Origin of the sequence: Acinetobacter haemolyticus, assembly GCF_003323815.1 — a bacterium.
GTDB lineage: Bacteria > Pseudomonadota > Gammaproteobacteria > Pseudomonadales > Moraxellaceae > Acinetobacter > Acinetobacter haemolyticus.
Map to the genome: position 1 here is coordinate 3,141,718 of NZ_CP030880.1, position 17,371 is coordinate 3,159,088.

The window sequence follows — 17,371 nt, forward strand, 5'->3', positions numbered from 1 at the left end:
TATGGTTTTATTGTATTGACACCGTGATCATTTACACCTTCTAACCAAGGATGATAATAAGGGCCGAGAAATATATTTACTCCGCCCTTTTCCTTGTTTTATATAATTAAATTGCTGTTTTTTGTTTCTGTAACTTGCTTTTGACAGATGAATCATCAAAAGTGAAACCAAGAACAATATATAAAGCATACATTATGGCAATTTCTATCAGAACGGTATCAACACCTTTATTTTATTGCTTCGCAACATTATCTTTGGCTGCGATCAATATCTGCTATGCAGAAACAGATTTGGATACGATTGTGCAGCAACAAAATCCAACATCTGCTCCTAAGACAGTACCAACAGAAAGCTGGTTAGGCTATATTCCCAAATGGGTGGATGCAACACCGACGGTATTCCCTGAGCAATCGAACCAACCTATCGTACCACCCATTAAGGAAACAGAAGATAAGACTTGGGTGGATAAAAAACAACGCTATATTCGTGAATGGGCAGATCGCACGTCAGTGAAAATTGATGATTGGTTTGGTGAAATTGATCCAGATAAACCAGCTTCAGCAACAATTCGCGTCATGCTTGATAATTACTGGAATGAATACGATAGCTACGAGGTCAAACCTCGTATTCGCGGTAAAATCAAATTACCGACTCTGGAAAAACGACTAAGTTTGGTTTTTGGTGATGACTCCTTGGATGATGAATTTAATAATCATCTTGGTAATACTAACCAACAGAGTAATCAAGACTCGGACAAAAGATTTGATTCTAAACAAAGCCGAGACAGCAATAGCTCAATCGCATTACGTTGGTCTAACTTTTCTAAAAAACTTCCCTTTGAAACAGATGCAGACATCGGCTTACGTTCACGAGACGACCTTTATTTACGTTTGAAAGCTGAAAAGCGCTGGGAATTGGAGCATGATTTTTATTTTAATGCTGAACAAATCTATCGTTATGGCAGTAGAAGTGAAAATTATTTACGCACAAATTTAGAATTGACTCATGCTCGTCCGAATCAACCCTTTTTGTCTAATCAATTCAGCCTTACTTATGCAGATAAACAAGATGATGACCTCAGATGGGATAACCGTACCTTTCGAGAACATCAATTCTTTGCACATAATCGATTTAATTATGGCATCTATACAGGGGGCTACTATAACGATAATGATCTACGTTTAAATAGCTGGGGCCCATTTGTATCATGGCGGCAACCGCTATGGCGTGAATGGTTCTATGTACAAGGTGATATGAGCTATTTAAATGATCATCGTGAAGATCGTAATCATTATGTGAGTACCTTCCTCCGTCTTGAGACCTTATTCTAACGAAGATGATTTTTTAGACATTACTGTGGATAACTTTAGACTTATCCATAAATATAAAAACCTCTGCCAACAAAGCAGAGGTTTTCCGAATAATTTATTTTACTTCAACAACAACTCATTAATACGCTTCACATAAGCAGCAGGATCTTCAGGTAAACCACCTTCTGCAATCACCGCTTGGTCAAAGATTACATTCGCAAGATCATCAAATTGCGCTGAGCTCTCAAGTTTTTTCACCAATGGATGCTCTGGATTAATTTCCAAAGTCGGCTTAACCTCTGGAACTGCTTGCCCTGCTTGCTTCAGCATACGAATCAATTGAGGGGAAAGTTCACCCTCACTGGTGACTAAACACGCAGGAGAGTCAACTAAACGTGTAGTGACACGAACCTCTTTAGTTTTGTCTTTTAATGAGTTACTTAAACGCTCAACGACTGGTTTAAATTGCTCTGCGGCTTCTTCAAGTGCTTTTTTCTCTTCAGCATCTTGTAAATCACCTAAGTCCACGGCGCCTTTAGAGACATTCTGTAATGGTGTACCATCGAACTCATGCACAAAATTCATTGCCCAGTCGTCAACGCGATCTGCCATTAACAATACTTCAATGCCTTTTTTCTTAAACAACTCAAGCTGCGGTGAATTTTTTGCAGCCGTTAAGCTATCGGCAGTCACGTAATAAATTGCTTTCTGCCCTTCTTTCATACGTGCTTTGTAGTCCGCAAAAGAAGTTGAAATCTCATCATTATTTGACGTCGCATAACGTAATAGTTTCAAAATACGTTCACGATTGCCAAAATCTTCACCTAAACCTTCTTTAAGTACAGAACCAAATTCTGAATAGAATTTTTTAAATTTCTCTTGGTCTTTTTCATCTTCTGATTTTGCCAAACCATCTAATAAGGTTAATACACGGCGCGCATTCCCTTCACGAATGGTTTTCACATCACGACTTTCTTGTAGTAATTCACGACTGACATTCAATGGTAAATCGGCACTATCCACTATACCTTGGACAAAACGTAAATAGTTTGGAATCAAGTTGTCTGCTTCATCCATGATGAATACACGTTTTACATACAACTTAATGCCGGCTTTGGCTTCACGAGTAAATAAATCCTGTTTTGCCTGACTTGGGATGTACAGCAATTGCGTATATTCAGTACTTCCCTCTACTCGATTGTGTGTCCAAGCGAGAGGTTCAGTAAAATCATGACTTAAATTCTTATAAAACTCGATATACTGTTCTTCAGTGATTTCACTCTTGCTACGTGTCCATAATGCACTTGCAGAGTTAATCGCTTCCCATTCATCAGTTTTGACCATTTGACCGCCTTTTGGCTCTTCACCCTCAGCGACCTCTTCTTCTTGCCAGACTTCTTTTTGCATTTCAATCGGCAAACTGATGTGGTCTGAATATTTATTAACGATTTGTTTAACTTTCCAAGATTCTAAGTATTCAAGTGCATCATCACGTAAATGTAAAATAATGTCGGTACCACGAGTTTCTTTATCGATGCTTTGAACTTCAAACTCACCTGTTCCACCACTGATCCAGCGTACACCTTCTGCTACATCTAAACCCGCACGACGAGATTCAACGGTAATTTTATCAGCAACAATAAAACCTGAGTAAAAGCCTACACCAAACTGACCAATCAACTGCGCATCTGCTTTTTGATCACCTGTGAGTTTAGACATGAAATCCTTGGTACCAGATTTTGCAATCGTTCCGAGGTTATCGATCGCTTCCTGCTGACTTAAACCAATACCATTATCAGAAATTGTCAGTGTCTTACTGTCTTTATCAAGTGTTACACGCACACGTAAGTTTGGATCATTTTCATAATATTCAGGGTGATTAATCCCCTCAAAGCGTAATTTATCGCAAGCATCTGACGCATTCGAAATGAGTTCACGCAAGAAAATTTCTGGGTTGGAATAAAGAGAATGCGTCACTAAATGCAATAACTGAGCAACTTCAGCTTGGAAACTATAATTCTGTGAGGCTTGTTCACTCATACATCACTCCTTATTTGTGAGGCTTATCTATTTGGAATGATTTATGAATGGTGGATAACTCCAATTTTTCAATGCTTGTTTTTGAATTTTTACATCGAATCAATCCAAAATTAAGATCATAACCACAAAAAAACCTCACATTTGTGAGGTTTTAAAGAACGAATGAAGCTTAGAATTTATAGCTATAACCAAGTGTATATACCATTGGATTGATATCTAAGTCAGTCAGTTTTGTACCATTTAATCTTACTTCAGGCTTTAATTGAGCATAACGTGCATCAAAGAATACCCCCCAATTTTTCGCATCAGCAGGCTGGAAAGTAAAACCGAGTTGCCCCGCAAAACCGAAGTCATCTTTCACTTTAATTTTCTCACCTGATAACGGACCGACTGTTTTTTCATCCCATGCAAGAAATGCGGTTCCACCCACACCGATATAAGGCGTAAAAGCAGTTGAGTTCTTAAAATTATATTTGGCAGTAATGGTAGGTGGTAAATGTTTAAGCTTCACCACTTTCGTTCCGTCTAAAGAAACATCATGTGATATTGGTGTTGCTAGTAATAATTCAGCTGAGAATGGTGTATCCCCGAAAAAGTACTCGACTGACGGTGTAAAAGCAAATTCATAATCTGCTTTTAAAGTTCCCACATCAGCTATGGTTGTTTTATCTGTTGGTGCAATAACACTTGCTCCGACTTTAACCTGGAAACCTCCAGCAAAAACAGTTGAAGACATCCCCAATAAACTAACAACTAATAATTTTTTTAACATTTAAATAACCTCTTTAATAAAAAATAAAAACTTACATATTTATAATAATCATGAGTTTTAAAATTATGCAATACATATTAATTCTGACTATTTTAATCATATTTTCAAGCATATGATTCAAAAGGATATATATTTGTAAATATATGTAACAAAAACTAAAACCTAGCATTTTAGTTTGGTTTAAACTTATGAAAACCAAGCTTTTTTATCAACTTTAAGCATTAAAAACACATCGTTTTAAATGGAGTTTATTTTATATATTTTAGTTTAAATTTATAAAAAAAATGGAAAACAAATCACAACAAAGTCAAAAAATGTCACTTTAATACCTAATCATTAAGTTTCTATCTATTTTTATCCTCCATCTTTTTAAAATCGTTTCGATTATTAATTAGCGAATAGAAAATATCTTTTAATCTGAGTTTTATACTTTATTATTTCTTAATATAAGAAGGCCCTAAAAGAGCCTTCTTTATTCTTTCCTATAGAACCATCGCTGCAATCCACCCAAAAACCAATAATGGCAGATTAAAATGTAAAAATGTCGGGACAACCGTATCTCGCATATGATCATGTTGCCCGTCGATATTTAAACCTGAAGTTGGTCCAAGCGTCGAATCGGATGCTGGTGAGCCTGCATCTCCCAAAGCAGCAGCCGTTCCTATAAGCGCAATTGTTGCCATAGGACTAAAACCGAATTGCAAACACAAAGGTACATACATGATTGCCAAAATTGGCACCGTGGAAAATGAAGAACCAATCCCTAAAGTAATCAATAATCCAACCAACAACATCACAAAAGCAGCAAGTGCCTTACTATCCCCAATCCATCCTGCAGTCGCTTTTACCAACTCAGGAACTTGATGTGTTGCCTCAATCACCGCAGCAAAACCTTGAGCTGCAATCATGGTAAAGCCGACCAATGCCATCATTCTCATTCCACTCACGATAACATCGTCAGCTTCTTTCCATTTAAAAATCCCAGCACAACTCAGAATTGCAACGCCCACTAATCCAGCAACAATCATAGAATCCGAGTAAAGCTGAACAATAATGGTTGCAATCACGGCAAAAGCTGCCATAAATAAGGTAAATCGTGCAATTTGTGGTGCTTGTTGCTCCTGTGCCATTTCGCCCACGATGCTTCGTGTCACATTATGCAAGGGCTTATCTTCATATACTCGTGGCTTACGGTAGCTCACAAATAAAGCAGTCAACATGCCAAGAAACATCCCCCCCACAGGGATAATCATAGCGCGAGGAATTTGATCATTGCTGATTTGCAAACCATAACTCTGACCAAAATGATTGATGTTATGTGCGAGAATATCATTCAAAAATATTGCGCCAAATCCCATCGGCAAGAACATATAAGTTGCGACTAAGCCAAATGTAAGCACGCAAGCTACCGCTCTACGGTCTAACCGTAAATGATTAAACACAATGAGTAACGGTGGAATGAGTACAGGAATAAAAGCGATATGTACAGGAATAACATTCTGCGATGCAATAGCAGCGAGTCCGATGGTACTAAAAATGAGAAATTTCACCTGCTTTTGCGCACGAATATCTGCATCATTTTTAAGACTTTTAACCAGTTTGTAGGCCAGAAGATCAGGCAATCCCGAACGAGCCAAAGCTAAGGCAAACGCACCTAAAACACCATAAGCGAGTGCGATTTTCGCACCACCACCCAAACCATTGTTGAATGCATCTAAAGTGCCTTGTAGCCCTAAACCAGCCAATAATCCGCCAGTCAAAGCACCAATGACCAATGCAAATACCACTGGAACACGCCCCAAGGAGAGGCCGAACATGACAGCAACCGCTGCAATAATTGCAAACATAACTCTGAACTAAATGAAACGAGGGCGCCATTTTAGCAGAGTTTAAATTGAGCGATTGCTATCTGATGTTTTTTATTTATGCATTTTTCACGATAAATTGGCGAATATAATCCGCAATTTTTTCAGGTTGACTCAGTACCGCCCAGTGATTTGCATCCAACTCTACATACTCAAAATTTTCAACCCATTTTGGCATTGATTCAGTAATGTATTCTGGACTTACAAAGGCATCACGACGTAATACAATTGCCTGAACAGGACATTGTGCATAGCGCTGACGTGGCTGAGTTAAGGATGGAATAAAGTTAGCACGATACAAATTAATTCCATATTTACCATCCGCAACAATATTTGCATTCAATGGTAAACCTTGCTTCTTCTCAAGACCACTCAAGATTTTCCCCCATCTTTCTGGGCTAAAAAATGTCCATACGGTCGGGGCAAGCAAAGGTAAATGGAATGCGCCGATATACCAAGATTTCGTTAACATTTTCAAAACATTGCTTGGTGCGGATTTGAATTTTTCACGTAAATATAAAGATGCATGATCTAAACAAGGCCCTGAAATCGTTGTATAAGACAACAAACGCCCTTTGAGTTTCGGCTCCGTTGCTGATTCCCATGACTGTAAAGATCCCCAATCATGTGCTGCCATGTGGAAATTGCGGTTTGGTAAAACTTGATCAACCACTTCTTGTAGATCTAAAGATAAGCGCGGCAAACGATAATCTTTAATACGTTTTGGAATTGACGATAAGCCCGCACCACGTACGTCATAAGTTACAACAAAGTAATCATTTACTAATTTCTCGATGATCGGTTCCCAAACTTCTTGGTTATCTGGATATCCATGCACCAAAACCAATGGTGTCTTTTGCTGATCTCCCCATGTTTTAACACATAAGGTTTGTTGGTCAGATGTGGTCACTGTTTTTACTTGTACTTGCATAACTTTTTCCCATTTTGTTTTTTAAGTGGCTTGGTCATAAAACAGCCATTGCCAGCGATGCAATAAAAATGATACTTATGGAGTATGAATAGAGTTGCAAGAAAAAAAATTGACCATGAAAGCCTTTTTCAAAAAAATTCGCACCATTCCAGTTGTGTCTAAATTTATCATCAACCATTATTCACCTTATCGTGGTGCAGGTATCGCGATAGACACCATCGACCTAGAGAACTATTTTATTCGCGTCAAAATGCCACTGACACGAAAAAATCGTAATATCGTAGGTACACACTTCGGAGGCAGTCTTTATTCAATGGTTGACCCATTTTATATGCTTCTTCTGATGCATCATCTAGGTCACAAATATATTGTTTGGGATAAAAGTGCCTCGATTAATTTCCTCTCTCCAGGTCGAAATACGGTGTATGCAGACATAGAATTGAGTGCCGATGAAATTGCGGAAATTAAATGCTTGACCGCAAATTATGAACCAGTCTATAGACATTACACTTTGAATATCATTGATGAGGCGGGTACACGAATCGCAGAAGTCGAAAAAGTACTTTATATTCGACGTAAAAAACCCAAAGCCAGTTCAAACCAACACTGATTCAAAACAAAATGCCTGAAATTTATTTTTTCAGGCATTTTCTTAGCTCTCGTAAAGTGTAGATATATGCTCAACACTATTTCTTTTCTTGGATAGCAGCACCAGCACCACCACCGATTGCACCACCAATCGCAGCACCTGAGTCACCACCAAAAATTGCTTTTCCAACCACGGAGCCAATACCAGCACCGACTGCACTGCTCGTGGTTGTACTGCTACTACCACCTTTAGCATTTGCACCAACACCTGCACCTGCTGCGGCACCAACACCTGCACCCAAACCGCCACCAACATGGTTACCTACACCGCCACCAACTGCTCCGCCTAACGCTGCTGCACCAATACGCTGATCAGATGCACTCATATTTTGACAGCCTGTAAACATCACCGCCGATAACATTAAAGTAGATACTAAACCGATTGTTTTTTTCATGATCGTACTCACTCCTTTTATGCTCTACTGAAAAGCATAATCTTCTTTTATGGGGAATTTGATCACATTGTGTTACCAGTCTGTCCCAATCGATTGATATTTTGTAAAGTCGTTGCCTTGATGACCACATCACTAAAAGCAAAACTGAAAAAGCCCTTATCATCATAAGAGCTTTTGAATTATTTAAGCAGTACTGAGCCGATATTAGTACTTACCTTTTTTCTCACCATAAGCTGCACCAGCACTACCACCTAGCGCACCACCTGTTGCAGCACCAGCTTCACCACCTAATACTGCGCCACCCAACCATGCACCTACGCCAGCACCTATTGCACTATTACGCGTATTCTTACTGTTCGCACCTTTCGTATTCGCAGCAACACCAGCTCCTACAGCAGCACCAAGACCTGCACCTAAATTACCACCTAGATTTTTACCTACAGCACCACCTGCACCACCGCCAATTGCAGCAGCACCAATACGTTTACTTTCTGGACTTGCATGTTGACAACCCGCTAAGATTGTCGATGACATCAATACCGCACCCATTAGAATCATCATTTTTTTCATTTGAAATACTCCGCTTTTATATGCCGCTAGAATAATATGCTTTGATGAAGCTTTTACTCAGATCAAGTAACCAAATGCGAGTGCTATACCCTTTTTTTGTAATATTTTGCTCGTATTTTCTCCATTAAAAAAGGCACCCGAAGGTGCCTTTCTAATTCGTTAAGACTTAGAACTGGTCTGAGTTCAACGCTTGACTAAATGCTTGGTCAACTTCACTAAAATCATTGTGAAGTTCAAATTCAGCAGCTTCTGCTTCTTGACGACGACGCTCTAAGTGATACGCAAGACCTGTACCAGCTGGGATCAAGCGACCCACAACAACGTTTTCTTTCAAGCCACGTAAGTCATCTTCTTTACCTGTTACAGCCGCTTCAGTTAACACACGTGTGGTTTCCTGGAACGATGCAGCAGAGATGAACGAGTCAGTAGACAGCGATGCTTTAGTAATACCCATTAACTGACGTTCAAACTTCGCTGGGAACTTGTTCTGAGCCAACACAGCTTGGTTCTCTTGAACAACGCGGATGTAATCCACTTGCTCACCTTTGATGAAGCTTGTATCACCGCCATCAGTAATATCAACTTTACGCAACATTTGACGTACAACAACTTCAATATGCTTATCGTTGATTTTTACACCTTGGAGACGGTAAACGTCTTGAACTTCGTTCACGATGTAGTTAGTTAATGCCACTTCACCTTTCAAACGTAAAATGTCATGTGGGTTTTGTGGACCATCAGAAATGGTTTCACCACGGTTTACATGCTCACCTTCGAACACGTTGATTTGACGCCATTTAGGAATCAATTCTTCGTAGATCTCTGAACCGTCATCCGGTGTAATCACTAAACGGTTCTTACCTTTGGTTTCTTTACCGAAGCTTACAACACCTGATACTTCTGCAAGGATCGCATGTTCTTTCGGCTTACGTGCTTCGAACAAGTCAGCTACACGTGGAAGACCACCGGTAATATCACGCGTACGTGAAGTTTCTTGTGGTACACGACCAATAACGTCACCCACACCAATCGTTTCGCCATCACGGACTGTTACGATTGTGTTCTGTGGCAAGAAGTAGAACTGTTCACCGCCATCAGTTGTATCCAACACGATTGCAGGACGTAAATCTTTACCAGAAGCAGGACGCGCTGTTACAGGCAAGATTTCAACAGTGGTCATACCTGTTGCATCATCAGTTTTCGATGTCGCAGTTACGCCATCAGCGATCTGGCTGAAACGTGCTTTACCTGCAACCTCAGTAACAAGTGGATGGGTATGTGGATCCCAAGTCGCTACGATACCACCAGCTTCTACAGACTCACCATCTTTGATTAAGATGCTTGCACCATAAGGAAGCTTATAACGCTCACGCTCACGACCTAAGTCATCCGCAATACCAATTTCGCCTGAACGCGAAACTGACACTAAGTGACCTTTGGCATGCTGTACAGTTTTCACGTTGTGGAAACGTACAGTACCTTTGTTACGAACTTGAACACTGTTCGCAGCAGAAGTTCGGCTCGCAGCACCACCGACGTGGAAGGTACGCATCGTTAACTGTGTACCTGGCTCACCAATTGACTGCGCAGCCATAACACCCACAGATTCACCTGGATTTACCAAGTGACCACGTGCAAGGTCACGACCATAACAACGTGCACACACACCGAATGTAGATTCACAAGCGATTACAGAACGTACTTTAACTTCATCGACACCCGCTTCTTCAAGCTGAGCAGCGATTTTCTCGTCAATGAGCGTACCACGAGGTAATACTACTTCATCATCAGAAGCACGACGTACATCTTCAGCTGTTACACGACCTAATACACGGTCACGTAATGGCTCGATGACATCACCACCCTGAATGAACGGAGTCATCACTAAACCACCTGCTGTACCACAGTCAGGTTCAGTAATTACCAAGTCTTGCGCTACGTCTACAAGACGACGAGTCAAGTAACCAGAGTTTGCTGTTTTCAATGCCGTATCGGCCAAACCTTTACGTGCACCGTGTGTCGAGATGAAGTACTGAAGTACTGTCAAACCTTCACGGAAGTTTGCTTTAATTGGGGTTTCAATAATCGAACCGTCTGGTTTCGCCATCAAACCACGCATACCTGCAAGCTGACGAATCTGAGCTGCCGAACCACGGGCACCTGAGTCAGACATCATGTAGATACTGTTGAATGATTTCTGCTTCTCATCTTCACCTTGTTTGTTTTTCACAAGTGTATAAGACAAGTTATCCATCATCGCTTTAGCAACTTGGTCATTGGTACGCGCCCAAATATCGACCACTTTGTTATAACGCTCACCAGCAGTTACGAAACCTTGCTCAAACTGTTGTTCGATTTCACGAACTTCTGTTTCTGCCTTGTCAATAATAACTTGTTTAGTTGGTGGAATTAACATGTCTTCCATACCAACAGATACACCTGAGCGCGTCGCTTGACGGAAGCCCAAATACATCAATTGGTCAGCGAAGATAACAGTGTCTTTCAAACCAAGCTTACGGTAGCAAGAGTTGATTAACTTCGAGATGTTTTTCTTAGTCATCTCAAGGTTGATCATATCGAAGCTTAAACCTTGTGGAACAACTTCCCACAACAAGCAACGACCAGGTGTCGTATCAACAATAATCGTTTGTTGTTCACGCTCACCATTTTCATCAATTACAGTTTGGTGTACACGTACTTTAACACGTGCATGGATCGCAACCTTGCCAGTCGCCAACGCACGGTTCACTTCGTGAGTATCAGCAAACACCATGCCTTCACCTTTGGCATTTACCGCATCACGCGTGATGTAGTAAAGACCCAAGACCACGTCCTGAGAAGGAACGATGATTGGCTCACCGTTGGCTGGTGACAAGATGTTGTTTGTTGACATCATCAACGCACGCGCTTCTAGCTGTGCTTCAAGTGTCAATGGAACGTGTACCGCCATTTGGTCACCATCGAAGTCAGCGTTAAACGCAGCACATACGAGTGGGTGAAGACGGATCGCCTTACCTTCGATCAGAATAGGTTCAAACGCTTGAAGACCCAAACGGTGAAGTGTTGGCGCACGGTTCAACATCACTGGATGTTGACGAATCACGGAAGCAAGAACGTCCCAAACTTCTGGCGTCTCACGCTCAACCATTTTCTTCGCAGCTTTAATGGTTGTTGCTTGGCCAGAGGCTTGTAATTTCGCGAAAATAAATGGCTTGAATAATTCAAGTGCCATCTTCTTCGGAAGACCACATTGATGCAGACGTAAAGTAGGACCTACAGTAATTACCGAACGACCAGAATAGTCAACACGCTTACCTAACAAGTTTTGACGGAAACGACCTTGTTTACCTTTGATCATATCTGCCAAAGATTTCAATGGACGTTTGTTCGAACCTGTAATCGCACGACCACGACGGCCATTATCAAGCAACGCATCAACAGACTCTTGTAACATACGTTTTTCGTTACGTACGATGATGTCTGGCGCAGCAAGGTCAAGAAGGCGCTTCAAACGGTTGTTACGGTTGATCACACGACGATATAAATCGTTCAAGTCTGAAGTCGCGAAACGACCACCTTCAAGTGGTACAAGCGGACGTAAGTCTGGTGGAAGTACAGGAAGTACGTTCATCACCATCCATTCAGGCTTATTGTTCGAATCTTTGAATGCTTCCATCAACTTCAAACGCTTAGACGCTTTTTTAAGTTTCGTCTCAGACGTTGTTTGCGGAATTTCTTCACGTAAACGCGCAATCTCAGCTTCAAGATCGATATCTTTTAATAAATCCTGAACTGCTTCTGCACCCATTTTCGCAGTGAATTCATCACCGTGTTCTTCAAGTGCATTGTAGTATTCTTCGTCTGTTAAAAGTTGATACTTTTCAAACGGAGTCATACCAGGATCAGTAACAACATAAGATTCGAAATACAATACACGCTCGATATCACGTAATGTCATATCAAGCAGTAAACCGATACGGCTCGGTAATGATTTCAAGAACCAAATATGTGCAACTGGTGATGCAAGGTCAATATGACCCATACGCTCACGACGAACTTTTGCTGTTGTAACTTCAACGCCACATTTTTCACAAATGACGCCTTTGTATTTCATACGCTTGTATTTACCACACAAGCATTCGTAATCTTTTACTGGACCAAAAATTTTGGCACAGAACAAACCGTCACGTTCAGGTTTAAAAGTACGGTAGTTAATGGTTTCAGGCTTTTTAACTTCACCGTGAGACCATGACTTAATCATCTCTGGCGACGCAAGACCAATACGGATACGGTCAAATTCAACGGGTGCATGACCTTCTGAATCCGTTTTCTTACGCATGATATCGAGCAAGTCTTTCAATTTTTTTCTCCGTGTGTCGAGGAGCTACACTCACTCAACTGGGTCACAAATATTGTTTTTTAACTGAATAATCCTCCCTCAGTCCCTCCTTTTTCTAAGGAGGGAAGCCCCTACTCTTTCGAGTGGGAACTCCCCCTTTCATAAAGGGGGCTTAGGGGGGATTAATGGCTAATTAGTCACCATTTTTCAGTTCAATGTTGATACCTAAAGAACGGATCTCTTTGGTCAATACGTTGAACGATTCAGGCATACCCGGATCCATATAATGGTTACCATCTACAATATTCTTATAGATGCGTGTACGACCTTCAACGTCATCCGACTTCACAGTAAGCATTTCTTGAAGCGTATATGCTGCACCGTATGCTTCAAGTGCCCATACTTCCATCTCACCGAAACGCTGACCACCGAATTGTGCTTTACCACCAAGCGGCTGTTGTGTCACTAGTGAGTAAGAACCAGTTGAACGCGCATGCATCTTGTCATCAACCAAGTGGTTCAATTTGAGCATGTACATATAACCGACAGTTACAGGACGATCAAACTGTTCACCAGTACGACCATCAAACAATACGGTTTGACCAGTACGTGGCAATTCAGCAAGCTCAAGTAACTCTTTAATTTGACTTTCTTCAGCACCATCAAATACTGGTGTCGCCAAAGGCACACCTGCACGCAGGTTACCTGCAAGTTTTAAAACTTCTTCGTCGGTTAAGCTATCAAGATCTTCTTGTTCGCCACCAACTTTGTTGTAAATCTTGTCGAGGAACGCACGCAATTCAGCAATCGTACGTTGCTGTTGGAGCATCTTATCAATTTGCTCACCCAGACCTTTCGCCGCCATACCCAAGTGAGTTTCAAGAATCTGACCCACGTTCATACGTGATGGTACACCCAATGGGTTCAATACGATATCAACTGGTACACCGTGAATATCATGCGGCATGTCTTCTACAGGTAAGATGTTTGATACCACACCCTTGTTACCGTGACGACCCGCCATCTTATCACCAGGCTGAATACGACGCTTAACCGCAAGGTAAACCTTAACAACTTTTAATACACCCGTTGTTAATTCATCACCTGTAGAAAGCTTACGCTTCTTCTCTGCAAATTTCTCATCGATTTCGATGCTCTTCTCTTTCAAGAACACTTGAATTTGCGTTAAACGTTCAGCAATCGCTTCATCAGCTGGTTGGATTTCAAGTAAATCAACAAGCTCTAAACCAGACAATACATCTTCTGAGAGTTTATCGCCGCGCTTAGTTGTACCGCCACCATTTGACTCTTGACCTTTCAACAAGCGAACAATACGTTCACGTGCTGCTTCTTCGAAGATTTTGTATTCTTCTTTCAAGTCTTTACGGTATGCATCAAGTTGAGCTTTTTCAATTGCTTGAGCACGCTCGTCCTTTTCTAAACCATCACGTGTGAAGACTTGAACGTCAATCACTGTACCTTTGGTACCAGACGGAACACGTAAAGATGAATCTTTTACGTCTGCCGCTTTTTCGCCAAAGATTGCGCGAAGCAGTTTTTCTTCAGGAGTTAACTGAGTTTCACCTTTAGGTGTTACCTTACCAACAAGGATGTCACCTGCGGTTACTTCAGCACCAATATAAACAATACCTGACTCATCCAATTTAGACAGTGCAGCTTCACCAACGTTAGGAATATCGGCAGTAATTTCTTCTGCACCTAACTTAGTATCACGTGCTACACATGACAATTCTTGAATGTGAATCGACGTTAAACGATCCTCTTGAAGAACACGCTCAGAAAGTAAAATCGAGTCTTCATAGTTATAACCGTTCCATGTCATGAACGCGACGCGCATGTTTTGACCCAGCGCAAGTTCACCCATGTCAGTCGAAGGACCGTCAGCCAAGATATCACCACGAGCAACTTTGTCGCCCAAGTTCACGATGACATTCTGGTTAATACATGTGTTCTGGTTTGAACGTGTATATTTGATCAGGTTATAGATATCTACACCTGCTTCACCCGCAATCATTTCATCTTCGTTGACACGAATAACGATACGAGATGCATCTACATACTCAATCGCACCACCACGGTTTGCGATCACACACACACCCGAGTCGCGCGCTACGTTCGCTTCCATACCTGTACCAACAAGCGGCTTGTCAGCACGTAATGTAGGAACAGCCTGACGTTGCATGTTCGAACCCATCAATGCACGGTTCGCATCATCGTGTTCAAGGAATGGAATCAATGATGCCGCAACTGATACTACCTGCTGTGCAGAAACATCCATATGCGTTACGCGTTCAGGCGACATACGTACGAATTCACCTTGATGTCGCACAGAAACCATTTCTTCAGTTAAATTACCATCTTTATCAACTGCAGAGTCGGCTTGTGCAATGACAGTCCCTACTTCTTCAATTGCAGATAAGTATTCAACGTCATCTGTTACACGGCCATCTACAACTTTACGATACGGTGTTTCCAAGAAACCGAAGTCGTTCGCTTTTGCATACACAGAAAGCGAGTTGATCAAACCAATGTTTGGACCTTCAGGCGTTTCAATCGGACAAACACGACCATAGTGAGTTTGGTGTACGTCACGTACTTCGAAGCCCGCACGCTCACGCGTCAAACCACCAGGACCAAGCGCAGACACACGACGTTTGTGTGTAATCTCAGATAATGGGTTGTTTTGGTCCATGAACTGAGATAACTGGCTTGAACCAAAGAATTCTTTGATCGCAGCAGCAACTGGTTTTGCGTTGATTAAATCTTGCGGAGACAAGTTATCTGTTTCTGCTTGGCTTAAGCGCTCTTTAACAGCACGTTCAACACGCACTAAACCAACACGGAATTGGTTTTCTGTCATTTCGCCAACAGAACGTACACGACGGTTACCTAAGTGATCGATATCATCGACTTCACCTTTACCGTTACGGATTTCCACCAATGTACGAAGTACATCAATGATATCGTCGTGTGATAAAATACCTTCAATTTCACGAGACTTCTGATCAGTACCCACTTCGTAAGGACGACCCAAACGACGGTTGAACTTCATACGACCCACTGGAGACAGGTCATAACGCTCAGAAGAGAAGAACAAGTTATTAAATAAGTTTTCAGCAGCTTCTTTCGTTGGCGGCTCACCTGGACGCATGACTTTATAGATTTCAACAAGTGCTTCTTCACGACCTGTTGTTGTATCTGCACGTAAAGTATCCGCAACGAAAGGACCACGATCGATATCGTTGGTGAACAGAATATTAAACTGTTTCACGCCGCCTTCAGCGATTTTCACCATCACTTCATGGCTAAGCACCGTATTTGCAGGAATCACATCACCATCTTTCAATGTGATATCTTCAGCTGTAATACGCTCATACAAGTATTCATCAGGTACTGAAAGCTTCGCTAAGTTCGCTGCTTCCATTTGACGTACGTGACGTGCATTAATACGTTTGCCTTGTTCAACAATCGCTTTGCCATCGTTATCTAAGATATCAAATTGCGCCATCTCACCACGTAGGCGATCTGGAACGAGATCAATTTGATAGCTGCCCATATCTAAATAGACAGGTACTTTTTCATAGAACAAATTCAGGATTTGCTCATTGGTATAATTTAAAGCACGTAAAATCACAGTCGCCAATAATTTACGACGACGGTCAATACGTACGAATACTAAATCTTTAGCATCAAATTCGAAATCTAACCATGAACCACGGTAAGGGATAATACGTGCTGAATACAACACTTTACCGCTTGAGTGGGTCTTACCCTTGTCATGATCAAAGAATACGCCTGGCGAACGGTGTAATTGAGATACGATTACACGCTCAGTACCGTTAATAACGAATGTACCGTTATCGGTCATGAGTGGCATTTCACCCATGTAAACTTCTTGTTCACGAACGTCTTTAATTGATTTGGTTTCGCGATCTTTAATGATCAAACGAATTTTTACGCGCATTGGTGCCGCATAAGTTGAACCACGTAAAATACATTCACGTACGTCAAACTCTGGTTTACCAAGACTATACTCAACAAATTCTAAAGCAGCATTGCCAGAATAACTTTCAATAGGAAAAACTGAACGAAATGCGGCTTGGAGACCGATATCTTCGCGATTTTTTGGAGTTTTGCCACCTTGTAAGAAAGTACGGTACGAATCGACTTGAATCGAAAGTAAGTACGGTGCTTCCATTACGTGGGGCAATTTACCAAAATTCTTACGAATCCGTTTCTTTTCGGTATATGAGTATGCCATCTGGAGTCCTCGGAAAGTAAACTAAGCCGCCTGCAGAACGGGCTTAGAAGGAATTACGCAAGCCGATATGGCCACCACTGTTTACAAATGCTGCAATTTTTAGTGGTATTAAAACGCTTAACAATATTTTTATAAGCAAAAAAATATTGGTAAGCGTTTGATATTTAGCCGTTTGTTCTAATTATATGCGTCAAAAACGCAAAACTAACAAAAAACGAG

At 41.3% G+C, this 17,371-nt stretch carries 10 protein-coding genes; 2 read left to right on the forward strand and 8 right to left on the reverse strand.

The window, feature by feature from the left end; all coding sequences use genetic code 11:
* The first annotated feature begins 194 nt into the window (after positions 1 to 194).
* Complete coding sequence (locus DS737_RS14535; RefSeq protein ID WP_113997830.1) at positions 195 to 1,331, forward strand: hypothetical protein; 1,137 nt, start codon at positions 195 to 197, stop codon at positions 1,329 to 1,331.
* Between the two features lie 99 nt (positions 1,332 to 1,430).
* On the opposite strand, the gene htpG is transcribed toward DS737_RS14535, so the two are convergent.
* The 4 genes from htpG to DS737_RS14555 form a co-directional block, all read right to left on the reverse strand.
* Positions 1,431 to 3,350 carry a molecular chaperone HtpG gene (gene htpG, locus DS737_RS14540; protein ID WP_113997831.1) on the reverse strand — a complete coding sequence of 640 codons (1,920 nt, stop codon included), beginning with the start codon at positions 3,348 to 3,350 and terminating at the stop codon, positions 1,431 to 1,433.
* A gap of 169 nt (positions 3,351 to 3,519) precedes the next feature.
* Positions 3,520 to 4,122, reverse strand: a complete 603-nt coding sequence (locus DS737_RS14545; RefSeq protein WP_004637650.1) for an OmpW/AlkL family protein — start codon at positions 4,120 to 4,122, stop codon at positions 3,520 to 3,522.
* A gap of 482 nt (positions 4,123 to 4,604) precedes the next feature.
* Positions 4,605 to 5,969, reverse strand: coding sequence for a Na+/H+ antiporter family protein (locus DS737_RS14550; protein ID WP_004637649.1), 1,365 nt, complete (start codon positions 5,967 to 5,969; stop codon positions 4,605 to 4,607).
* 76 nt (positions 5,970 to 6,045) lie between these two features.
* Positions 6,046 to 6,918, reverse strand: coding sequence for an alpha/beta fold hydrolase (locus DS737_RS14555; RefSeq protein WP_005087961.1), 873 nt, complete (start codon positions 6,916 to 6,918; stop codon positions 6,046 to 6,048).
* A gap of 94 nt (positions 6,919 to 7,012) precedes the next feature.
* Between DS737_RS14555 and DS737_RS14560 the strand changes: the two genes are divergently transcribed.
* Positions 7,013 to 7,528 (forward strand): DUF4442 domain-containing protein, encoded by a 516-nt coding sequence (locus DS737_RS14560; RefSeq protein WP_171265869.1) that lies wholly within the window; start codon positions 7,013 to 7,015, stop codon positions 7,526 to 7,528.
* A gap of 76 nt (positions 7,529 to 7,604) precedes the next feature.
* On the opposite strand, the gene DS737_RS14565 is transcribed toward DS737_RS14560, so the two are convergent.
* The 4 genes from DS737_RS14565 to rpoB all read right to left on the reverse strand — a co-directional run bounded on the left by DS737_RS14565 (position 7,605) and on the right by rpoB (position 17,152).
* Positions 7,605 to 7,961, reverse strand: coding sequence for a YMGG-like glycine zipper-containing protein (locus DS737_RS14565; protein WP_004637646.1), 357 nt, complete (start codon positions 7,959 to 7,961; stop codon positions 7,605 to 7,607).
* A gap of 204 nt (positions 7,962 to 8,165) precedes the next feature.
* Positions 8,166 to 8,531 (reverse strand): hypothetical protein, encoded by a 366-nt coding sequence (locus DS737_RS14570; RefSeq protein WP_004637645.1) that lies wholly within the window; start codon positions 8,529 to 8,531, stop codon positions 8,166 to 8,168.
* A gap of 166 nt (positions 8,532 to 8,697) precedes the next feature.
* A complete protein-coding gene (gene rpoC, locus DS737_RS14575) occupies positions 8,698 to 12,891 on the reverse strand; it encodes a DNA-directed RNA polymerase subunit beta' (protein WP_004637644.1) in 4,194 nt (1,397 codons plus the stop codon).
* Positions 12,892 to 13,063: 172 nt separating this feature from the next.
* On the reverse strand, positions 13,064 to 17,152 hold the full coding sequence (gene rpoB / locus DS737_RS14580; RefSeq protein WP_113997832.1) for a DNA-directed RNA polymerase subunit beta: 4,089 nt from the start codon (positions 17,150 to 17,152) through the stop codon (positions 13,064 to 13,066).
* Between the last annotated feature and the right edge of the window lie 219 nt (positions 17,153 to 17,371).